Raw genomic sequence first — 20,546 nt, 5'->3', positions numbered from 1 at the left:
GTTCATCATGAGATTTTTTAAAGGCTGTTTTTGGGGATTGTTACTTGTTATCCCGTTTTGGATATTGATCATTTGGATCATGATAAAGGTTTGGAATGTATAATCTTGGAATACATATCCATTTCTCGTTGACAAACGATTATTTTTCTGAAATAGTAGCCTAGAGGAATCCTTGTGAAAAAACAAGGATTTTTCTATTGAAAATGGTATATAAAATAGATAAGATAACTTGCCAAAACTATAGTCGAGGCGTTATTCTATAATAGAAACATATGTTCTGATTTGATTAGGAAAGGGGCAAGGAGTTTGGCGAAGCATCAGTTCCAATATAATGAAGATGCAATTCAAGTGCTAGAAGGACTTGAAGCCGTTCGAAAACGCCCGGGTATGTATATCGGGAGTACGGATAGCCGTGGATTGCATCATTTAGTATATGAAATAGTAGATAACTCCGTTGACGAAGCGTTAGCGGGATTTGGCGACGAAATTTCTGTCGTAATACATAAAGATAATAGTATTAGTGTTATTGATAAAGGGCGAGGAATGCCTACGGGAATGCATAAACTTGGGAAACCAACACCTGAAGTTATTTTAACTGTACTTCATGCTGGTGGTAAGTTTGGTCAAGGTGGCTATAAAACAAGTGGTGGTTTACACGGTGTTGGGGCATCAGTTGTAAATGCCTTGTCAGAATGGTTAGTAGTAACGATTAAACGTGATGGAAGCATTTATGAACAACGCTTTGAAAATGGTGGTATTCCTGCAACGACGTTAGAGAAAATCGGGAAGACAAAAGAGTCTGGTACAACAATGCATTTTAAACCAGATACAACTATTTTCAGTACAACAAATTACAATTATGAAACATTATGTGAGAGATTACGTGAATCTGCATTCTTATTAAAAGGAATGAAAATCTCGATAAAAGATGAACGTAATGATTTAGAGGATGTATTTCATTATGAAACAGGAATTGAAGCTTTCGTTTCATACTTAAACGAAGAGAAAGATTCGATTCACCCAGTTGTATACTTCACTGGTGAACAAAACGGAATTGAAGCAGAGTTAGCATTCCAGTTTAACGATGGCTATTCAGAAAACATTCTTTCGTTTGTAAATAATGTACGTACAAAAGATGGGGGAACACACGAAGCTGGATTTAAAACAGCAATGACGCGTGTGTTCAATGAGTATGCTCGTAAAGTATCGTTATTAAAAGAAAAAGATAAAAACTTAGAAGGTACAGATATTCGTGAAGGTGTAGCGGCTATCGTTTCTGTACGTGTACCAGAAGAAGTACTTCAGTTTGAAGGGCAAACGAAAGGGAAACTAGGTACAAGTGAAGCTCGTTCTTCAATTGATGCAATTGTATCTGAGCATTTAGCTTACTTTTTAGAAGAAAACCCGGATGTTGCTACACTTCTTGTGAGAAAGGCAGTTAAAGCAGCGCAAGCACGTGAGGCTGCTCGTAAAGCGAGAGAAGAAGCGCGTACTGGTAAGAAGAAGAAAAAATCAGAAGGTACTTTAAGCGGAAAGTTAACCCCTGCGCAATCACGTAATCCGCAGAAAAATGAATTATATTTAGTAGAGGGTGACTCTGCCGGTGGTTCTGCGAAACAAGGGCGAGATCGCCGTTTTCAAGCTGTATTGCCATTACGTGGTAAAGTAATTAACACGGAAAAAGCAAAGCTTGCTGATATCTTTAAAAATGAAGAAATTAATACAATCATTTACGCTATTGGCGGTGGCGTAGGGAATGAGTTCGCTGTTGAAGATATTAACTACGATAAAGTTGTTATTATGACCGATGCAGATACGGACGGAGCACATATTCAAGTGTTACTACTGACGTTCTTCTACCGTTATATGAAACCACTTATTGAAGCTGGTAAAGTATTTATCGCACTTCCACCTTTATATAAAGTAAGTAAAGGAAAAGGGAAAAGTGAAGTAATTGAATATGCATGGTCTGATGAAGAATTAGATGGTGTAACAAAAAAGGTCGGTAAAGGTTATATGTTGCAGCGCTATAAAGGACTTGGCGAAATGAATGCCGATCAATTATGGGAGACAACGATGAATCCTGAAACACGTACGTTAATTCGTGTGAAAATTGACGATGCATCAAGAGCTGAGCGTCGAGTTACGACATTGATGGGTGATAAAGTAGAACCTCGCCGTAAATGGATCGAACGAAATGTACAATTTGGTATGCAAGAAGAGGGAAATATTTTAGAAAATGAAATGATTATGGAGACGGAGGTGGAATAACATGCAGGCAGAGAAGTTTCATGACCTCCCGCTTGAAGACGTGTTAGGTGACCGCTTTGCACGTTATAGTAAATATATTATTCAAGACCGTGCGCTTCCAGATGCGCGTGACGGTTTAAAACCGGTACAAAGACGTATTTTATATTCTATGTATGTAGAAGGAAATGTACATGATAAAGCGTTTCGTAAATCAGCTAAAACAGTAGGTAATGTTATTGGTAACTACCATCCACACGGAGATTCCTCTGTATATGAGGCGATGGTACGTTTAAGTCAAACTTGGAAAGTACGTAATGTTTTAGTTGAAATGCATGGTAATAATGGTAGTGTTGATGGCGATCCAGCAGCGGCAATGCGTTATACAGAAGCGCGTTTATCACCAATCGCATCTGAGTTATTACGTGATCTTGATAAAGAAACAGTAGAATTTGTGTCAAACTTCGATGATACGAGTGAAGAACCAGTCGTATTACCGGCAATGTTCCCGAACTTATTAGTGAACGGATCGACAGGGATTTCAGCGGGTTATGCAACAGAAATTCCTCCGCATCACCTTGGAGAAGTAATTGATGCGACGATGATGCGTATTGATAAGCCGAATAGTACTGTTGATGATTTATTAACAGTCATTAAAGGGCCAGATTTCCCAACAGGTGGTATTATTCAAGGGATTGATGGTATTAAAAAAGCGTACGAAACAGGGAAGGGTAAAATTATTATTCGCGGAAAAGCAGAAGTTGAAACGATTCGTGGTGGGAAGCAACAAATCGTTATTACAGAAATTCCGTATGAAGTAAATAAAGCAAACCTTGTTAAGAAAATGGATGAATTACGTCTAGATAAAAAGCTAGATGGAATTGCTGAAGTGCGTGATGAGACAGATCGTACAGGTCTTCGCATCGTTGTAGAATTAAAAAAAGAAGTAAATGCTGAAGGCATTTTAAATTATTTATATAAAAATACAGATTTACAAATTCCATATAATTTTAATATGGTAGCGATAAATCATCGTCGTCCAACACTTATGACATTACCTAAAATTTTGGATGCATATATTGGACACCAAAAAGAAGTTGTTACGAGACGTTCACAATATGAATTACGAAAAGCAGAAAATCGTCAGCATATTGTAGAAGGTTTAAAGAAAGCATTATCAATTTTAGATGAAGTGATTGAAACAATTCGTGGGTCTAAAGATAAGCGTAATGCGAAAGATAATTTAAGTGCGAAATTTGGATTTACAGAGGCGCAGTCAGAAGCAATTGTTTCGTTGCAACTATATCGTTTAACGAATACAGATATTACAGCGCTAGAGCAAGAAGCAGCTGAACTTAGTAAGAAAATTATAGAGTTACAGTCGATTCTACAAAGTGAAAAAAGACTTCTTCAAGTTATTAAAACAGATTTGAAGAGAGTAAAGAAAACATATAGTGATGATCGCCGTGCGATAATTGAAGAGGAAATTGAAGAAATTAAAATTGATGTGGAAGTTATGATTCCGCAAGAAGATGTCATCGTTACTGTAACGAAAGAAGGATATGTGAAACGAACAGGTTGGCGTTCGCATAATGCATCGAACGGGAAAGACTTCGGTATGAAAGAGGGTGACATCTTACTAGAGCGTTTCGATACAAACACGACAGAAACCATTCTTTTATTTACGAACAAAGGAAATTATATTTATCTTCCTGTATATGAAATGCCAGAAATTCGTTGGAAAGATTTAGGTCAACACGTTGCGAATCTTGTTACACTCGAGCGAGATGAAACATTAATTTGGGCAACAGTCGTACCGAATTTTGAAGAAGAAAAACGATTTATCGTATTTGTTACACGAAAGGGTATGATTAAGAAAACCGAATTAAACCAATATAAAGTGCAACGTTATTCAAGAGCGTTCGTCGCTGTAAACTTGAAAAAAGAAGATGAAGTTGTTGATATATTTGCGACAGATGGAACGAGTGATATTGTTCTTGCAACTCATGGTGCATATGCACTTATTTTCCATGAAGATGAAGTAAGTCCAGTTGGTGTAAGGGCCGCTGGTGTAAAAGCAATTAATTTAAAAGAAGATGATTATGTCGCTTCTGGTAAACCGTTAAATGGTGAAAAAGATCAACTTATTCTCGTGACGCAGCGAGGTGCTGTAAAACGTCTAAAAGCATCAGAAATTGAGAAATCAACGAGGGCGAAGCGAGGTCTTGTTATTTTCAAAGAGTTAAAGCGTAATCCGTACCGCATTGTCGGTATTGAAATTGTGCGAGACGATGAACTAATTTACATGAAGACAGAGAAACACATTGTAGAAGAGATTGATCCGAAAGCGTATCGAAATAAAGACCGGTATAGTAACGGTAGTTTAGTATTAGATGTTAATGATACTGGTGAAGTTGTAGAAACGTGGACGAAGAAAAGAACGGAGTAAAGGAAGCATCTTGCTATCATTCATAGCAAGATGCTTTTTTATAAGCAAATCATTATGTATATAAAAATAATCTTGTTATAATAATGAAATGAAATCGTTCTCATAAAGTGGAACTTTAATCAGTGGGGATTTTCTTTATCCCCACTGATTATTAGTTGAACTAATCGGGCTTTTACGAGCAGTTGATTCCTCACCTAATTTCTTTGCTTTCGCTGAATTTTGAGGTAGGAATCTTACTGCCCGTTAAAGCGGGACAAATGGAGGGGCAACATGAAAAAAATAGGTGTAGGGATTGTAGGATTTGGATTTTCTAGTACAACATTTCACATCCCGTTATTACAAACGATAGAAGAATATGATATTCGTGCTATTTTATCATCAAAAGAAGAAGTAGTGAAACAAGCATTACCAAATACTGAAGTTGTTGACACAATTGAGGAATTAGTAAATCGTGCTGATATTGACTTAGTAGTTATTACTTCACCGAATACAACGCATTTTCCATATGTAAAAGAAGCGATTGTACATGGTAAGCATGTTGTTGTGGAAAAACCATTCGTTGTTTCAATTGAAGAAGGAGAAGAACTTATTTCATTAGCGAAGCAACATAATGTCGTTTTAAGTGTGTATCACAATCGCCGTTTTGATAATGATTTCTTAACGATAAAGAAATTGTTAGAAGAAAAAAGAATAGGGAATGTATACGCATATGAAGCGCATTTCGATCGTTTCCGCCCACATGTACGTGATCGCTGGAGAGAGAAGAATTTACCAGGATCAGGAATTTTATATGATTTAGGCTCACATTTAATTGATCAAGCATTTTCATTATTTGGGAAACCAGATGCGATACATGCTGATGTAATAAAGCAACGACCAGGTGCAGAAATTGATGACTACTTCCATGTTGTACTTCACTACGGAGTAAAGCGTGTCATTTTACATAGTAGCAGTTACGTAAAGCAAGCAGGTCCACATTTTACACTGCATGGAGATAAAGGTTCTATCGTGAAGTATGGTATGGATTCACAGGAAGAACAATTAAAGACTGGAATGAAGCCAGGAGATAATGGTTATGGAGCAGACTCTGAGGAGAATTTTGCTACTTTAGAAACAGAAGAAGAGTTAGTGCGTATTCCGACAGAAGTTGGCTGTTACGAAATGTATTATAAGGGTGTAAGAGATAGTATTGTAAATGGTGAGAAACCACCTGTAACAGCAGAAGAAGGTTTAGAGGTTATTAAAGTGATTCAATTAGCTATTGAAAGTAGTGAAACGGGTAGAGTTATTCCTGTAAAATAAAAAAGACACGAATTTCGTGTCTTTTTTATTTTACAGGAATATGCGAATGTGACTAAGTATTTAGTTTAGTCGTTTGTCATACATTAATTGGATTTGTATGCCGTAAGGATCTTCAATAATACCATATGCTTCACTAAATATATTTTTTTCTAGTGGAGAGATTATTTTCACATGCTTATCGGAAATTAAATTATTATAAAATCTTTGTATTTCTTCTAAATTAGCACTTTGAATGCAAAGTGACATGTTATTTCCAACGTTATAACATTCAGTAGGATTCATTGTATCTTCTGCTATCATTAGTTTTGTAGTCCCAATTTGTAAAACAGAGTGGGCAATATGATCTTTATTTTCACTTGTAATTTTAAAAGAATGATCTCTTTTCGCCAGTTCTTCGTACGTAACAATCATTAACTTCTTGGCGTCTAAATTACGTGTATAAAAATTAATTGCCGCCTTTGCTTGCCCATTCATTGAAAGAAAAATAGCTATTTCTAATGTCATAAATATAAAACTCCTTTATTAGTTAATAATTATAATATAGACTAAAAAGGTTTCAATACATGACACCTTTTCGGGAGGGAAATATGAAAAAAACTGAACGAATAAATGATATGCTTATTTTCTTAAATAATAAAAGATATTTTAATTTAAAAGATTTAATGTCTAGATATGATATTTCTAAAAGTACCGCGTTGCGAGATATTCAATCATTGGAAGAAATAGGTGTACCAATATATTCTGAACTAGGTAGAAATGGAAGTTATAAAATTATAGAAAATAGTGTGTTATCGCCAATTTATTTTAGTGTGGATGAAATGTATGCGTTATACTTTTCGATTCTTACATTAAATGGATACAAGACGAAACCATTTAATATAGAAAGTATTGCACTTGAAAATAAATTTAAACATGTATTACCTGATAATGTGAGTAAAAATATTTCAATTATGGAACGAACGCTTTCTTTTGAAGTAACAAATCATAGTAATTTTAGTCCGTTTTTAAAAGAAATTTTACAGGGGATTTTTGCTGAGCGAGTTTATCATTTAACATATTTAAAAAAAGATGAGGAGAAAGCATTGGTCGCCCAATTTATTCGAATAGAATCTAAATTTGGCCAGTGGTATGCTAAAATCTTTAATTTTGAGACAAGTAATGTTCAAATAATTAGATGTGATAAAATTCTTTCTATTGTGGAAACAAGTAATATTAATCCAAAAAATCTTGAAGAATTATTAAGTTATCTTACTGCTTTTCACAGAAAGCCTGATGCAACTGATTTTATTGTCATTGTTAATCAAAAAGGAAAAGATATTTTTGATAAAGAGAATTATCCTTCCATGAAGATACAAAAAGAAAATGAAAATTACATTATAACAGGCTATTTTAACAAACAAGAAGTTGATTTTATCTCGAACTATTTTCTGAATTTCGGAGAAACGATTATCTCAATTCAGCCTGTTATGCTAAAAGAGTTAATCTATAATAAGGTATTAACTATAAAGCAACATTTAACTTCGTTAAGATAAAGTTGGTTTTAATAATTTTTATTGACATGAAAAGCCCTTGAGATTTAAATATCCAAAGGGCTTTTTTGTGATTTTGTTTGTTCTTTAGAAAAAATTATTTTTCTGGGACAGAAAGTCCATAAAAAAACATAGTGACTATATCTTGTATATGTTTTTCTCGATCTCCTTCAAGAAGTTGTGCCCCGAAATCATCACCTAACTTAGTGAACATTTGAATGTAAAGTAGCATCATTTCTTTTGAAAGGTGTGGATTAATTTCATTTTTTTGCTGTGCTTGTTCTAATATTTCTAAATACCAAGGTAGGATTTTTTCGTTTTGATAACTATAAATAAATTCTCTGAGCTCTTCATCTCTTTGCATCATTTGTAGTAACATATCCGGCTGAAATAACCCACCAGTATTCATTTTTTTTACAATCATTTTTTGCATCATATCATGAAAAGGTAAGTTTTCTTCTGCAAGATCTTTATAATATTGAAATTCAGATATTATAAATTCTTGTATCAGCTCTCTAAATAACGCATCTTTACTTCCAAAATGATTATAAATTGTAACTTGAGAAACGTTTGCTTTTTTTGCAATATGTTCTATTTTCACTTCATTAAATCCACGTTCTGAAAATAATTTAAAGGCCGCATCTTTAATGGCACGTTTTTTCTTTTCTTTCACTTTTTCAAAGCCGTTCAAAGTAATCACCTCATTTAAAATATACAATAAAAAATAATTGAAAACAATATTTTTGAAATATGGACATATAAATATTTCAAAAAGTTGTTGCGAATATGTAAGGTGAGGAGTACAATGATTTTGAAATATCATACATTAAATATTTCAAAAAATGAGGTGGGCTTATGATTTCAGTTCAAAATGTCACAAAACAGTTTTCAAATGGGAAAGGCTTGTTTGATATTACATTTGAAGTGAAAGAAGGAGAAGTGTTTGGCTACTTAGGACCAAATGGAGCTGGAAAATCAACAACGATTCGTAATTTAATGGGATTTATAAAACCGACGGCTGGTAAAGCGACAATTTTCGGGTTAGATTGTTGGGAAGATGCTGCGAAAATTCAAAGAGAAGTTGGCTATTTGCCAGGAGAAATTTCTTTTATTGAAGGAATGAATGGATTAGATTTTTTAAATTTGATGCAAGGAATGCGTGGGTTAAAGGAAACGAAGAGACGTGATGACTTGATAGAGCGTCTGCAATTTGATGTGAAAACACCAATTCGAAAAATGTCTAAAGGAATGAAACAAAAAGTAGGGATTGTTGCTGCATTTATGCATGATCCAGAAGTACTAATTTTAGATGAACCAACATCAGGACTCGATCCACTTATGCAACAAGTGTTTATAGATTTAATAGTAGAGGAAAAGCAAAGAGGGAAAACGATTCTTATGTCGTCGCATATTTTCACTGAAATTGAGAGAACTTGTGACAGAGTAGCTATTATTAAAGATGGACGTTTAGTAACGGTAGAAGATATTCATGATTTACAAGGAATGCGAAGACAAGTAATAGATGTAACAGTATCATCTCAAGAAGAAATTGAGTCTCTTAGACAATGTGATTTGCAATTTGAAGGAGTGAAAGGTAGAGAGGCGTCAATTATTGTGCAAGGAAATTATCAAACTGTTTTACAAATACTTTCAAACTATAATGTAACTGCACTACAAACGAGAGCGACGGATTTAGAACATTTATTTATGCATTATTACGATAAGAAAGAAGGGGTAAAGCATGAATAAGCAACTATTTTTAGCTAGTTTGAAAGAAACGCAAAAAAGTATTTTGAGTTATGCAACTGGTGCAGCTCTTTATTTATGGTTATTAATTTGGATATTCCCATCAATGGTATCAGCGAAAGGGTTAAATGAATTAATAAGCGCTATGCCTGATAGTGTAAAAAAAATTGTTGGAATGGAGAGTCCAATTCAAAATGTAATGGATTTTTTAGCTGGTGAATATTATAGCCTATTATTTATTATCATTTTAACAATTTTTTGCGTCACGGTTGCAACGCATTTAATTGCTCGTCATGTAGATAAAGGAGCGATGGCATATTTATTAGCAACACCTGTATCCAGGGTGAAAATTGCAATTACGCAAGCTACCGTTCTCATATTGGGACTATTAATTATTGTAATTGTTACTTATGTAGCTGGTATATTGGGTGCAGAATGGTTTTTAAAAGATAATAATTTAAATAAAGAATTATTCCTGAAGATAAATGTAGTCGGAGGACTAATATTTTTAGTAGTTAGTGCGTATTCATTTTTCTTTTCTTGTATATGTAATGACGAAAGAAAGGCACTAAGTTATTCAGCAAGTTTAACAATCTTATTTTTCGTATTAGATATGGTAGGTAAATTAAGCGATAAGTTAGAGTGGATGAGAAGTCTATCATTATTTACATTGTTTCGTCCAAAAGAAATTGCTGAAGGAACATATAGTATATGGCCGGTAAGTATAGGCTTAACTGTTGGGGCACTATGTATTTTTATATTAGCAATTGTAGTGTTTAGGAAGAGAGATTTGCCGTTGTAAAGTAGAAAGTCCACTTAATTAGTGGGCTTTTTTCGTTTGTAAATTCGAAGGGATATCTTTTAGAGAAACATTTAAGTGGATAGTCAAAATGGAATGTTTATATTTTTTCTTGTAGAAATATTCAAAAAGAATTGAACCTTTTTCTAGGATACTCCGTCTAATATGTGTAAAGTTTAATTAATAGAGAGGCTGAAACAGGAGGACCAAATGTGAAAGTAATTCCTTTATATAAGATGATTGTAAAAGAAGAAACAGATGTTTCTTTAGCAAAAAAGGGTAATCATGAGGCTTTTATGACACTTATACATACAGAAAAAGTAAAGATGTATCGCATTGCGAAGGCGATGTTACGTGATGAGACGAATATAGAGGATGCAATGCAGGCAACAATTTTAAAAGCTTATGAAAATATAAAAAAATTGAAAAAGGAAGAATTTTTTCAAACTTGGCTCATTAGAATTTTAATAAATGAGTGTAACAATATAATTCGCGCTTATAAAAAAGTAATTGTAATTGAGGATCATGATAGTAATATGGTGGCGTTCGATCGATATGAAGATATTGATCTTTGTAATGCTATTCAGTCCTTAACGGAAGAACTAAGAGCTGTAACCGTACTTTATTATTATGAAGATATGAATCAAGAAAGTATTGCAACGCTTTTAGAAATTCCAAAAGGCACGGTTAAATCAAGATTGTCACGTGCAAGGGAACAATTAGAAGAGCGATTAAAGATGGAGTAGGAGGTGGTTAAAATGGATAAAGAAAAATCATTTGATGAAAAATTAAAAAAGAGAATAGAAAAGGATAATACCGTATTGCCACAGGCACTAAACGAAAAAATTAATGATACACTTCATAATCTTCCTGTAAAAAGAAAGAGTTATAGAGTACATATGATGTTTATTAGTGCCGCTGTTCTAACGCTATCAATTGTATCTATGTCTGAGTTTTCTATACAGAGCTTTGCACAAAATGGAGGGATGTTTAATTACGTAAAGAAGAATGCGTTTTCTGATTATGAGAATGAAGAAGAAATAAAGTCGAACGTCAATTATCCAGATAAGGAAAAGATTCATCAAAAGATGCTTGATTCAATTGATCACTTCCAAAATGTTTCAGGGCAATTCGAAGAATATTCTAGCTCTACAAGAATTGCTACAACATATAAATATGCAATTGATACGGAGAAACAAAGTGGTATTTCATCTAAAGAAGACAAGCTATCGAAAAAAAGCACGATGATTTATAGCGAGGAAGGAAAAAAAGAGTTTAATGATAAGAATAATACGTATAAAGAGACGAGATGGAGTCCAAAAGAAAGAAATAATGGAATAGTAAAATTAAGCCCTACGGAAAGGTTATTGAGAAAATCAGGTGAGAAGAAACGGTATGATGACGAATATGTGGGATTCGCTAAGTACAGTATTCAATCAGAATTTGCTGATCTATTAATTCGATATAAAGATTGGAGTTATAAAGAAACGAAGTATCTTGGACTTGATTGCTACAAAATAGAAGGGGTAATAAACATAGAAATGCCTGTAAGTACATCTGAAGATTTAAGAGGGAAATTTGAAATGGTTGTAGAGAAAAATACGGGGATTATGTTGAAGTTCCTTAGTTTCGATGAGGGTATGATTCAATATTCGATTACGACTGAATGGATACAAATAAACAAAGGATTGAAAGAGAATGTATTTCAAAAGGATAGCGCTAATTATGAAAAATTGAAAAACTTATTAGATGAATAGAAAACGGAGGGAACTATATGGAGAATACCTCTCCTTCAAGAGAAAAGAAAAATAAACGAAAATATAAAAAGATAACGATAATAAGTGTATTGTTAGGGGTATTACTATTTGGCGGAGTTGGGTATGGTGCCTATGTATATATGAAAACTTCTAATCTCGTACAAAAATCTAATTTGAACTTATCGCGTGGTGAAAAATCAAATTTACGTGAGAAAGCTGTAAAGCCAATTACACACAACGTTTCAATGTTAATTATGGGAATTGATGAAAATCAAGAACGGCAAAAGGGCTATAATGGTGCATTTCATACGGATGCATTATTGTTAGCTACGTTTAATAAAGAAGATAAGACAGTGAAATTAACCAGTATACCAAGAGATACTTATACATATGTTCCAATCGAAAAGAAAAAAGATAAAATAACACACGCATATGGGAGTGGTTTCGTTAAAAACGGAAAAGATGGAGGGCCACAAGCTTCTGTTGAGGCAGTAGAAAAGTTACTGCAAGTACCGGTAGATTATTTCGTGAAATTTAATTTTGGATCATTTATTAAAATTGTCGATGGGCTCGATGGTGTTGAGGTAGATGTCCCGGTTGAATTTACTGAACAAAATAGTAAAGATGAACCTGATACGATTCATTTGAAAAAAGGGGTTCAAAAATTAACGGGAGAAGAAGCACTTGCTTTGGCGAGAACTCGTCATATTGATAGTGATGCAATGAGGGGACAGCGCCAACAACTTGTTATTGAGGCGATTTTAAGTAAATTAAAAAATGTAGGGTCTATTACAAAAGTTGAGAAAATGGTTGAGGCCGTCGATGGTGATTTTAAAACAAATTTAGCACTGGATGATATTTTATCTTTTTATAAATATGGTTTAGATTGCTCAGTTGAGAAGATTCAGCTAAATGGTGATGATTTATATTTACCAAATGGCCCAAATGGGCAACGGGTATATTATTATAATCCTAATAAAAAAGACTTACAAAATTTGAGTAATACACTCAGAACACATCTTGGGTTAAGTGAGAAACAAATTGAGGGAAATTAAAGCAGATCTTATATCTGCTTTTTTTGTTAAATAGTATATCTTTTATATTTAATTGTTATATACTATTTAAAAAATTTATATATTAGTGTAACGTAATAACAGGGGTTTAAGTTAAATAACAAGGGGGCTATCACATAAAATAAATGATTGTCATCGATAGAAATAGTATGGGAGAAATGAAAGAAACAGGGGAGTATTGAAAAAGAAGAATTACTCATTGTTTTAGGGACATCATCATCGGAATCTGTACTACCACGAATGATGACAAAGATGGAAGAATTCGGATGTTCAAAGCCAGTAGTAGGCTTAGTTATTCCGACGGGCTACTCTTTTAATTTAGATGGAACAACAATATATTTATCAATGGCAACTATATTTTTAGCGCAAGTTTTTCACATTGATCTTTCACTAGGTCAACAAGCAGCAGCAGTAACAGGTGGAGGATTTATCGTATTAGCATCTACTTTATCTGCACTGAATGTTATCCCGTTAGAAGGGTTAGCACTTTTACTGGGTGTTGATCGTTTCATGTCAGAAGCAAGAGCGATTGTAAATTTAATTGGTAACGGTGTAGCGACTGTAGTTGTTGCAAAAAGCGAAAATGAATTCAATGATGAGAAGTATACGAGAGTATTAGATGAAATGAAAAAAGAGAAAATGGCCGGATAAAAAAGTCAGCTTAGCTGACTTTTTTATTTTTGTAGGAAAGGAGTTTCTAAAAATATACATTATTTATTAACAATAATTCACAGGGATTTAATGTGTAAACATAATAAAGACTATTAAAATGGTACATTTATATGGATGAGAAATAGAATTTGAACATTATATGGAATTTTTATGAATATTACTGTAAGAAAATAATTTTTTAAAAATTTTTAATAATAATACTTTACAAATTTTAAAAAATTAGTAGAATAAGAAGTAGTAAGAATCGTCTGATAAATATATAGAGAAAAACAGAATTATCAGAAAATTCTTGATTAGATATCGTTTAGAATTAGGGAGGGTACAAAAATGAAAAAGAAAAAAATGAAAAAACTAACAGCAGTTGTAGTACCGGTTTTAGCAATGAGCATGGCACTAACAGCATGTTCTACATCAGGCGGAGATAAAAAGACAAGCACAAACTCAAGTGGAGATAGCAAGTCAGGGGAAAAATTAGCAGCAAAACAAGTTTTAAATCGAACAGTAAACCAAGAGATTCCAACGATGGATTCTTCTAAATCAACAGATACAGTATCTTCACAAATGCTCGGGAATACGATGGAAGGATTATATCGTCTGGATAAAGATAATAAGCCTATTCCAGCTGCAGCAGAATCTAGCACGAAAAGTGAAGATGGTAAAAAATATACATTTAAACTACGTAAAGATGCAAAATGGTCAAATGGAGATCCAGTAACGGCGAAAGATTTCGTATATGCTTGGCAACGTCTATTAGATCCAAAAACAGCTGCTGAGTATGCATTTATCGCATTCCCAATTAAAAATGCAGAAGTGGTTAATAAAGGTGAAAAACCTGTAGCTGAATTAGGAGTGAAAGCGGTAGATGATCTTACGCTTGAAGTTGAATTAGAGCAAGCGGTACCGTACTTCTTAAACTTAGTAGCATTCCCATCGTACTACCCATTAAATGAAAAATTCGTAAAAGAAAAAGGGGAGAAGTTCGGTATAGAGTCTGATACAACAGTTTATAATGGACCGTTCGTTCTTAAAGATTGGAAGCATGAACAAGGATGGCAATTAAAGAAAAATGATCAATATTGGGATAAAAAGACTGTAAAACTTGAAGAAGTTAACTTCAGTGTTGTTAAAGAACCAGCAACTCTTATCAATTTATATGATAGCGGTCAAGTTGACTTTGCTTTATTAACTGGAGAGTTCGTAGATAAATACAGAAATAAGAAAGATGAATTTGGAACATTTTCACAAGTAAGTACGTACTTCATTCGTATGAACCAAAAACGTGATGGACAAGATACACCATTAAAGAGCAAAAAATTACGTGAAGCAATTGCACTTTCTATCGATAAGAAAAATCTAGCAAATGTAATTTTAAATGATGGATCAAAAGAAGCTGACTTCTTAGTACCAAAAGGTTTAGCAACTGGACCGGACGGTAAAGACTTCCAAGAAACGTTTAAAAATGGTTTGAAGCCAGATGCTAAAAAAGCTGCAGCAGCTTGGGAAGAAGCGAAAAAAGAGCTTGGTAAAGATCAAGTTACAATTGAATTCTTAAACTACGATACTGGTAATGCGAAAAAAGTTGGAGAATATATTAAGGACCAAATTGAGAAGAACTTAAAAGGTGTAACAGTTAACATTAAACTTCAACCATTTAAGCAAAAACTAAAATTAGAATCTGAGCAACAATATGATATTTCGTATGGCGGATGGAATCCAGATTATGCAGATCCAATGACGTTCTTAGATATGTTTGAGACTGGACATTCTCATAACCAAATGAGCTTCTCTGACCCTAAATATGACGGCATGGTGAAAAAAGCCGGTACTGAATTAATGGGTGATGCGAAAAAACGTTGGGAAGAGTTAGGAAAAGCTGAAAAAACATTACTTGAAGAAGATGTAGCGATTGTACCTTTATATCAACGTGGAGATTCTTATGTTTTACAACCAAATGTAAAAGGTGTAGTAAAACATAATATCAGCCCAGAATTTAGCTTTAAGTGGGCATACGTGACTGAAAAATAATAGAGTTAAAAAAGCATTTTAAAGTAGCTTAGCTACTTTGAAATGCTTTTTTTAATTCAGTTAAATAGAGAAGAATAAGGCGTATAGTACGTACATATAGTAGATGGGGGATAAATCATACTAATTTATGAAGATTAAAATCAGAATATTTAAAATAAAACTATTTACAAACGCGAAAAAAAGAGTAGAATAACATTAGTTATAATTTTCTGAAAAGTAAATCATTGACAAGGGGTCTCTCAAGGGTTGGTAATGTACATATAATTAGGGAGGGTATAAAAATGAAGAGAAAAAAGATGAAAAAGTTAACAGCGGTTGTAGTACCAGTTTTAGCAATGAGCGTTGCATTGACAGCATGCTCTGGGTCAGGTGGGGAAAAGAAAACGACTACTACATCTAATAGTGGGGAAGAAAAAAAATCTGATATTAAATATGCAGCGAAGCAAGTATTAAATCGTACGGAAAACCAAGAGATTCCGACGATGGACACTTCTAAATCTACTGATACATTAGGGGCACAAATTTTAGGGAACACGATGGAAGGGTTATACCGTCTTGATAAAAATAATAAGCCTATTCCGGCTGCTGCGGAATCTAGTACGAAAAGCGAAGATGGCAAAAAATATACGTTTAAACTGCGTAAAGATGCGAAATGGTCAAATGGAGATCCTGTAACAGCAAAAGATTTCGTGTTTGGATGGCAGCGCTTACTTGATAAAAACACAGCTGCAGAATATGCATTTATTGCTTACTATATTAAAAATGCAGAAGCGATTAATAAAGGAGAAAAACCTGGAACTGAATTAGGAGCGAAGGCGGTAGATGATTATACACTAGAAGTAGAATTAGAAAAACCGGTACCGTACTTCTTAAATCTATTAGCATTCCCGTCATATTATCCTTTAAATGAAAAGTTCGTAAAAGAAAAAGGAGAGAAGTTTGGTTTAGAAGCAGATACAACATTGTATAACGGGCCATTTGTAATGGCATCGTGGAAACATGAACAAGGTTGGCAGCTGAAGAAAAATGATAAATATTGGGATAATAAGACTGTGAAATTAGAAGAAATTAATTACAGCGTTGTAAAAGAAGTGGCTACAAAAGTAAATTTATATGATACAGGATCGATTGACTTTACATTATTATCAGGAGAATTTGTAGATAAATATAAATCGAACAAAGATGAATATGGTGAGTATTCAGAAGCAAGTACGTACTTCTTACGTTTAAATCAAAAGCGTAACGGACAAGATACACCGTTAAAGAGCAAAAAACTTCGTGAAGCAATCGCATTATCAATTGATAAAAAAGGTTTAGCAAACGTTATATTAAATAATGGATCAAAAGCAACGGATCAATTGGTTCCAAAAGGGCTTGCGACAGGGCCGGATGGTAAAGATTATCAAGATACATTTAAAAATGGTCTAAAATATGATACGAAAAAAGGCGCAGCAGCTTGGGAAGAAGCGAAAAAAGAACTTGGAAAAGATCAAGTTACAATTGAATTACTAAGCTATGATGATGGAACTGCGAAAAAGATTGCTGATTACTTTAAAGATCAAATTGAGAAAAATTTAAAAGGTGTAACAGTTACCACGAAAATTCAGCCATTCAAACAAAAATTAAAATTAGAGTCAGCGCAAGATTATGAAGTTTCGTTTGCAGGTTGGAGCCCAGATTATTCGGATCCAATGACATTTATTGATATGTTTGAATCGAAGAGCCCATATAACCAAATGAGTTATTCAAATCCGAAATATGATGAAATGGTACAAAAAGCAGGTAATGAATTATTGTCTGATCCGAAGAAACGTTGGGAAACGTTAGGAAAAGCAGAAAAATTATTCCTTGAAGAAGATGCAGGATTAGTTCCTTTATATCAAACAGGAAGAGCATATGTAATGAAATCGAATGTCAAAGGAATTGTGAAACACAACATTAGTCCAGAATATAGCTTTAAGTGGGCGTATGTAACTGAGGATGGCGGCAAGAAATAATATGAAAGCATTTCAAAAGTGGCTAATATGCTTTTGAAATGCTTTTTTTATGAATAGGAGAATAAGCACATGGGAATTTTGAGGCCACTTTTAAAGTTTGACTGTAGGAATAGTAGAAGGGATTCAATAAGACAGCTAGTGATATCATTTTTATAAGAAAAATATAGAACTTAGCGATAGAGAAGAATAAGAGGAGGTATGTTTACATATAGTAGATGGGGGATAATTCATATAGTAGTAATAGTAAAATAACAAGTTACTATCATAAAAAAATAAATATTTAGAAAATTTACAAAACTACTTTACAAAACTCAAAAAAATAGTAGAATATTAATTAATAAGAATTTTCTGATAACGAAAGTTAATAGAGAATCTCTAAATGTTAATATCGTACATATAATTGGGGAGGGTACAAAAAAATGAAGAGAAAAAAGATGACAAAATTAACAGCGGTTGTAGCACCAGTTCTAGTAATGAGTATGGCATTAACAGCTTGCTCGGGATCAGGGGATAAAGATAAGGCAAGCACAACGCCGAAAAGTGGCGAAAAAGAAGGCGGAAAATTAGCTGCAAAGCAAGTACTTAATTTAACGGAGAGCCAAGAGATTCCATCTATGGATTCTTCAAAAGCAACAGACCAAGTATCGTTTCTTGCTTTAAACAACGTAATGGAAGGTTTATATCGACTTGATAAAGATAATAAAGCAGCACCAGGGGTTGCTGAATCATATAAAAAGAGTGATGATGGTAAAAAATATACATTCACATTAAATAAAAATGCGAAATGGTCAAATGGAGACCCTGTAACAGCGAAAGATTTCGTGTTTGCTTGGAAACGTGCGGTAGATAAAAATACAGCAGCTGAATATGCATACATTATGTTTGATTTAAAGAACGCAAAAGCAATTAATGATGGAAAAGCACCACTTGATACGTTAGGTGTAAAAGCTGTAGATGACTACACGTTAGAAGTAGAATTAGAAAATCCAGTTCCTTACTTTGTAGAATTAACTTCATTCGGAACATTCTATCCGTTAAATGAAAAATTCGTAAAAGAAAAAGGAGAAAAATACGGTTTAGAATCAGATACAACGTTATACAACGGACCATTTACATTAACAGACTGGAAACATGAAGAAGGTTGGAAGTTAAAGAAAAATGCACAATACTGGGATAATAAAACAGTTAAGTTAGAAGAAATCAACTTTAACGTAGTAAAAGATAGCGGTACACGTGTAAACTTATATGAAAGTGGACAAATCGATCGTGCAGCACTTGCATCTGAAATGGTTGATAAATATAAATCAAATCCAGATTTCTTTACACAAAAAACACCGTCAACGTTCTTCTTACGATTAAACCAAAAACGTGTTAATCAAGATACAGTGTTAAAGAGTAAAGATTTACGTCTAGCGATTGCAATGGCATATGATAAAAAAGGCTTAACGAATGTAATTTTAAATGACGGATCTACACCTGCAGATTACTTAGTACCAAAAGAATTTGCGAAGAGTCCAGATGGAAAAGACTTCCGTAAAGATAACGGAGATATTTTAAAAACAGATGTGAAAAAAGCAAAAGAGCATTGGGAAAAAGCGAAAAAAGAACTTGGAAAAGAGCAAGTAACTGTAGAGCTATTAAACTACGATAGCGATAATGCGAAAAAAGTAGGTGAGTTCTTAAAAGGAGAGCTTGAGAAGAACTTACCGGGCTTAACAGTGAATTTGAAAAACCAACCGTTTAAACAAAAATTAAAATTAGAATCAGATCTAGATTATGATTTATCTTACGCTGGTTGGGGACCTGATTACTTAGATCCAATGACATTCATTGATATGTTCGTTACAAATGGACCTCATAACCAAACTGGATATTCAAATCCGAAATATGATGAAATTGTAGAAAAAGGTAAAGGCGAGCTATTAACGAAAACGAAAGAGCGTTGGGATAGCTTACTGAAAGCTGAGAAAATGTTACTTGATGATGCTGTAATTGCACCATTATATCAACGTGGCGATGCTCTTGTTCAAAGAGCGAAAGTAAAAGGTATTATTCACCATCCAGTTGGTGGAGATTACAGCTACAAATGGGCATATATTTCTGAAGATAAGTAAGAGAGAGGGCGCGAGCGATGCGCCCTTTTTTTATGCACTTTTCTTCCTTCCTGGAATATATAAAATAAAAAAGGGAGAATCCCATGAAAAGAAACTCGTACATTGATTTTTTAGCTTATTACGGAATAGGGAGTGCTCATCCAGGTGGTTTTACGTTAACAAAACAATTATTAGCTCAATTGCCACTTAGACATGGAGCAAATGTTCTTGAGATAGGTTGTGGCACGGGGAAAACAGCGGCGTATATGACAAAAGAATTGGGTTATAAAGTGACCGCAGTTGAAAAGAATGAAATTATGATTCAAAAAGCGAAAGATAGATGGTTGTTTGATGGTTTAAATATACAATTGATTCAAGGCGATGTAGAAGGATTACCGTGTTTAAATGATTCATTTGAACTGGTACTTGGAGAATCTATACTCGCGTTTACAAATAAAGAAAAGGTTATTTCGGAATGTTATCGTGTATTACAGAAGGACGGAAAGCTTGTTGTCATTGAAATGATTACCGAAAAACATATTGAGAAGAAAGAGGAAGAAAAGATTGGACAGTTATACGGTATGAAAGAATTATTAACTGAGAATGAGTGGATTCATTTATTTAAAGCAGCAAATTTTAAAAGAATTACAATTGCAGGTGGCGGAACTATTGCAGAAACAGTTGCAGGACATATGGAAGAGCCAGAGTGGAATGTATCACCGTTTATTCCAGAAGAATTGTATGAAGCGTGGGTGCAACACGAACAAGTACTGCTTATGTATCAACATATTTTAGGACATCGGATTTTTATATGTGAAAAATAGAGAAAAAGAGTTGGCTAAAGATAGTCAACTCTT

At 33.7% G+C, this 20,546-nt stretch carries 15 protein-coding genes and 1 pseudogene; 14 read left to right on the top strand and 2 right to left on the bottom strand.

The features are described from left to right. Positions 1 to 306: 306 nt before the first annotated feature. The 3 genes from parE (at position 307) to BAU23_RS26715 (ending at position 5,998) form a co-directional block, all read left to right on the top strand. Positions 307 to 2,271 carry a DNA topoisomerase IV subunit B gene (gene parE / locus BAU23_RS26730; protein ID WP_001062211.1) on the top strand — a complete coding sequence of 655 codons (1,965 nt, stop codon included), beginning with the start codon at positions 307 to 309 and terminating at the stop codon, positions 2,269 to 2,271. Between the two features lies 1 nt (position 2,272). Continuing rightward, positions 2,273 to 4,696 (top strand): DNA topoisomerase IV subunit A, encoded by a 2,424-nt coding sequence (parC, locus tag BAU23_RS26725; protein WP_071735547.1) that lies wholly within the window; start codon positions 2,273 to 2,275, stop codon positions 4,694 to 4,696. Positions 4,697 to 4,966: 270 nt separating this feature from the next. Continuing rightward, on the top strand, positions 4,967 to 5,998 hold the full coding sequence (locus tag BAU23_RS26715; protein ID WP_071735545.1) for an oxidoreductase: 1,032 nt from the start codon (positions 4,967 to 4,969) through the stop codon (positions 5,996 to 5,998). Positions 5,999 to 6,058: 60 nt separating this feature from the next. Here the strand turns inward: BAU23_RS26715 and BAU23_RS26710 are convergent, their stop codons facing one another. Next, positions 6,059 to 6,502 (bottom strand): VOC family protein, encoded by a 444-nt coding sequence (locus BAU23_RS26710; protein WP_000171329.1) that lies wholly within the window; start codon positions 6,500 to 6,502, stop codon positions 6,059 to 6,061. 59 nt (positions 6,503 to 6,561) lie between these two features. Here BAU23_RS26710 and BAU23_RS26705 point away from each other — a divergent pair, with 59 nt between their 5' ends. Next, positions 6,562 to 7,530, top strand: coding sequence for a helix-turn-helix transcriptional regulator (locus tag BAU23_RS26705; RefSeq protein ID WP_033670273.1), 969 nt, complete (start codon positions 6,562 to 6,564; stop codon positions 7,528 to 7,530). Between the two features lie 94 nt (positions 7,531 to 7,624). Here the strand turns inward: BAU23_RS26705 and BAU23_RS26700 are convergent, their stop codons facing one another. Then, positions 7,625 to 8,218: a TetR/AcrR family transcriptional regulator gene (locus BAU23_RS26700; RefSeq protein ID WP_071735544.1), complete on the bottom strand. Its 594-nt coding sequence runs from the start codon at positions 8,216 to 8,218 to the stop codon at positions 7,625 to 7,627. A gap of 164 nt (positions 8,219 to 8,382) precedes the next feature. Here BAU23_RS26700 and BAU23_RS26695 point away from each other — a divergent pair, with 164 nt between their 5' ends. The 10 genes and pseudogenes from BAU23_RS26695 to BAU23_RS26650 all read left to right on the top strand — a co-directional run bounded on the left by BAU23_RS26695 (position 8,383) and on the right by BAU23_RS26650 (position 20,513). Continuing rightward, positions 8,383 to 9,276: an ABC transporter ATP-binding protein gene (locus BAU23_RS26695; protein WP_071735542.1), complete on the top strand. Its 894-nt coding sequence runs from the start codon at positions 8,383 to 8,385 to the stop codon at positions 9,274 to 9,276. Next, a complete protein-coding gene (locus BAU23_RS26690; protein WP_016130070.1) occupies positions 9,269 to 10,075 on the top strand; it encodes an ABC transporter permease subunit in 807 nt (268 codons plus the stop codon). Before BAU23_RS26695 ends, BAU23_RS26690 begins: the two co-directional genes overlap by 8 nt. 209 nt (positions 10,076 to 10,284) lie before the next feature. Then, a complete protein-coding gene (locus BAU23_RS26685) occupies positions 10,285 to 10,818 on the top strand; it encodes a sigma-70 family RNA polymerase sigma factor (protein ID WP_071735541.1) in 534 nt (177 codons plus the stop codon). A gap of 12 nt (positions 10,819 to 10,830) precedes the next feature. Beyond that, positions 10,831 to 11,829: an anti-sigma factor gene (locus BAU23_RS26680; RefSeq protein ID WP_071735539.1), complete on the top strand. Its 999-nt coding sequence runs from the start codon at positions 10,831 to 10,833 to the stop codon at positions 11,827 to 11,829. Between the two features lie 17 nt (positions 11,830 to 11,846). Further along, positions 11,847 to 12,884, top strand: a complete 1,038-nt coding sequence (locus tag BAU23_RS26675; protein ID WP_071735537.1) for an LCP family protein — start codon at positions 11,847 to 11,849, stop codon at positions 12,882 to 12,884. Positions 12,885 to 13,085: 201 nt separating this feature from the next. Continuing rightward, positions 13,086 to 13,553, top strand: a pseudogene (locus BAU23_RS26670) (cation:dicarboxylate symporter family transporter); the annotation flags it as partial. Between the two features lie 348 nt (positions 13,554 to 13,901). Then, positions 13,902 to 15,599, top strand: a complete 1,698-nt coding sequence (locus tag BAU23_RS26665) for a peptide ABC transporter substrate-binding protein (RefSeq protein WP_071735535.1) — start codon at positions 13,902 to 13,904, stop codon at positions 15,597 to 15,599. A gap of 281 nt (positions 15,600 to 15,880) precedes the next feature. Then, entirely contained in the window at positions 15,881 to 17,596 is a 1,716-nt protein-coding gene (locus tag BAU23_RS26660; protein ID WP_071735533.1) for a peptide ABC transporter substrate-binding protein, read from the top strand. A 419-nt stretch (positions 17,597 to 18,015) separates the two neighbouring features. Continuing rightward, entirely contained in the window at positions 18,016 to 19,710 is a 1,695-nt protein-coding gene (locus BAU23_RS26655; RefSeq protein ID WP_016130065.1) for a peptide ABC transporter substrate-binding protein, read from the top strand. 83 nt (positions 19,711 to 19,793) lie between these two features. Continuing rightward, positions 19,794 to 20,513, top strand: a complete 720-nt coding sequence (locus BAU23_RS26650) for a class I SAM-dependent methyltransferase (protein WP_016130064.1) — start codon at positions 19,794 to 19,796, stop codon at positions 20,511 to 20,513. The last annotated feature ends 33 nt before the right edge of the window (positions 20,514 to 20,546 follow it).

The sequence above is a fragment of the Bacillus nitratireducens genome, from assembly GCF_001884135.1.
Taxonomy (GTDB): domain Bacteria; phylum Bacillota; class Bacilli; order Bacillales; family Bacillaceae_G; genus Bacillus_A; species Bacillus_A nitratireducens.
The sequence above is the reverse complement of the archived record's forward strand: the minus strand, read 5'-3'. Positions and strand labels throughout refer to the sequence as shown.

Coding starts and splice junctions, on each gene's coding strand:
- BAU23_RS26695 (WP_071735542.1), top strand. CDS start 8,383: ATGATTTCAGTTCAAAATGTCACAAAACAGTTTTCAAATGGGAAAGGC.
- BAU23_RS26715 (WP_071735545.1), top strand. CDS start 4,967: ATGAAAAAAATAGGTGTAGGGATTGTAGGATTTGGATTTTCTAGTACA.
- BAU23_RS26690 (WP_016130070.1), top strand. CDS start 9,269: ATGAATAAGCAACTATTTTTAGCTAGTTTGAAAGAAACGCAAAAAAGT.
- BAU23_RS26660 (WP_071735533.1), top strand. CDS start 15,881: ATGAAGAGAAAAAAGATGAAAAAGTTAACAGCGGTTGTAGTACCAGTT.
- BAU23_RS26705 (WP_033670273.1), top strand. CDS start 6,562: ATGACACCTTTTCGGGAGGGAAATATGAAAAAAACTGAACGAATAAAT.
- BAU23_RS26655 (WP_016130065.1), top strand. CDS start 18,016: ATGAAGAGAAAAAAGATGACAAAATTAACAGCGGTTGTAGCACCAGTT.
- BAU23_RS26680 (WP_071735539.1), top strand. CDS start 10,831: ATGGATAAAGAAAAATCATTTGATGAAAAATTAAAAAAGAGAATAGAA.
- BAU23_RS26675 (WP_071735537.1), top strand. CDS start 11,847: ATGGAGAATACCTCTCCTTCAAGAGAAAAGAAAAATAAACGAAAATAT.
- parC (WP_071735547.1), top strand. CDS start 2,273: ATGCAGGCAGAGAAGTTTCATGACCTCCCGCTTGAAGACGTGTTAGGT.
- BAU23_RS26650 (WP_016130064.1), top strand. CDS start 19,794: ATGAAAAGAAACTCGTACATTGATTTTTTAGCTTATTACGGAATAGGG.
- BAU23_RS26710 (WP_000171329.1), bottom strand. CDS start 6,502: ATGACATTAGAAATAGCTATTTTTCTTTCAATGAATGGGCAAGCAAAG.
- BAU23_RS26665 (WP_071735535.1), top strand. CDS start 13,902: ATGAAAAAGAAAAAAATGAAAAAACTAACAGCAGTTGTAGTACCGGTT.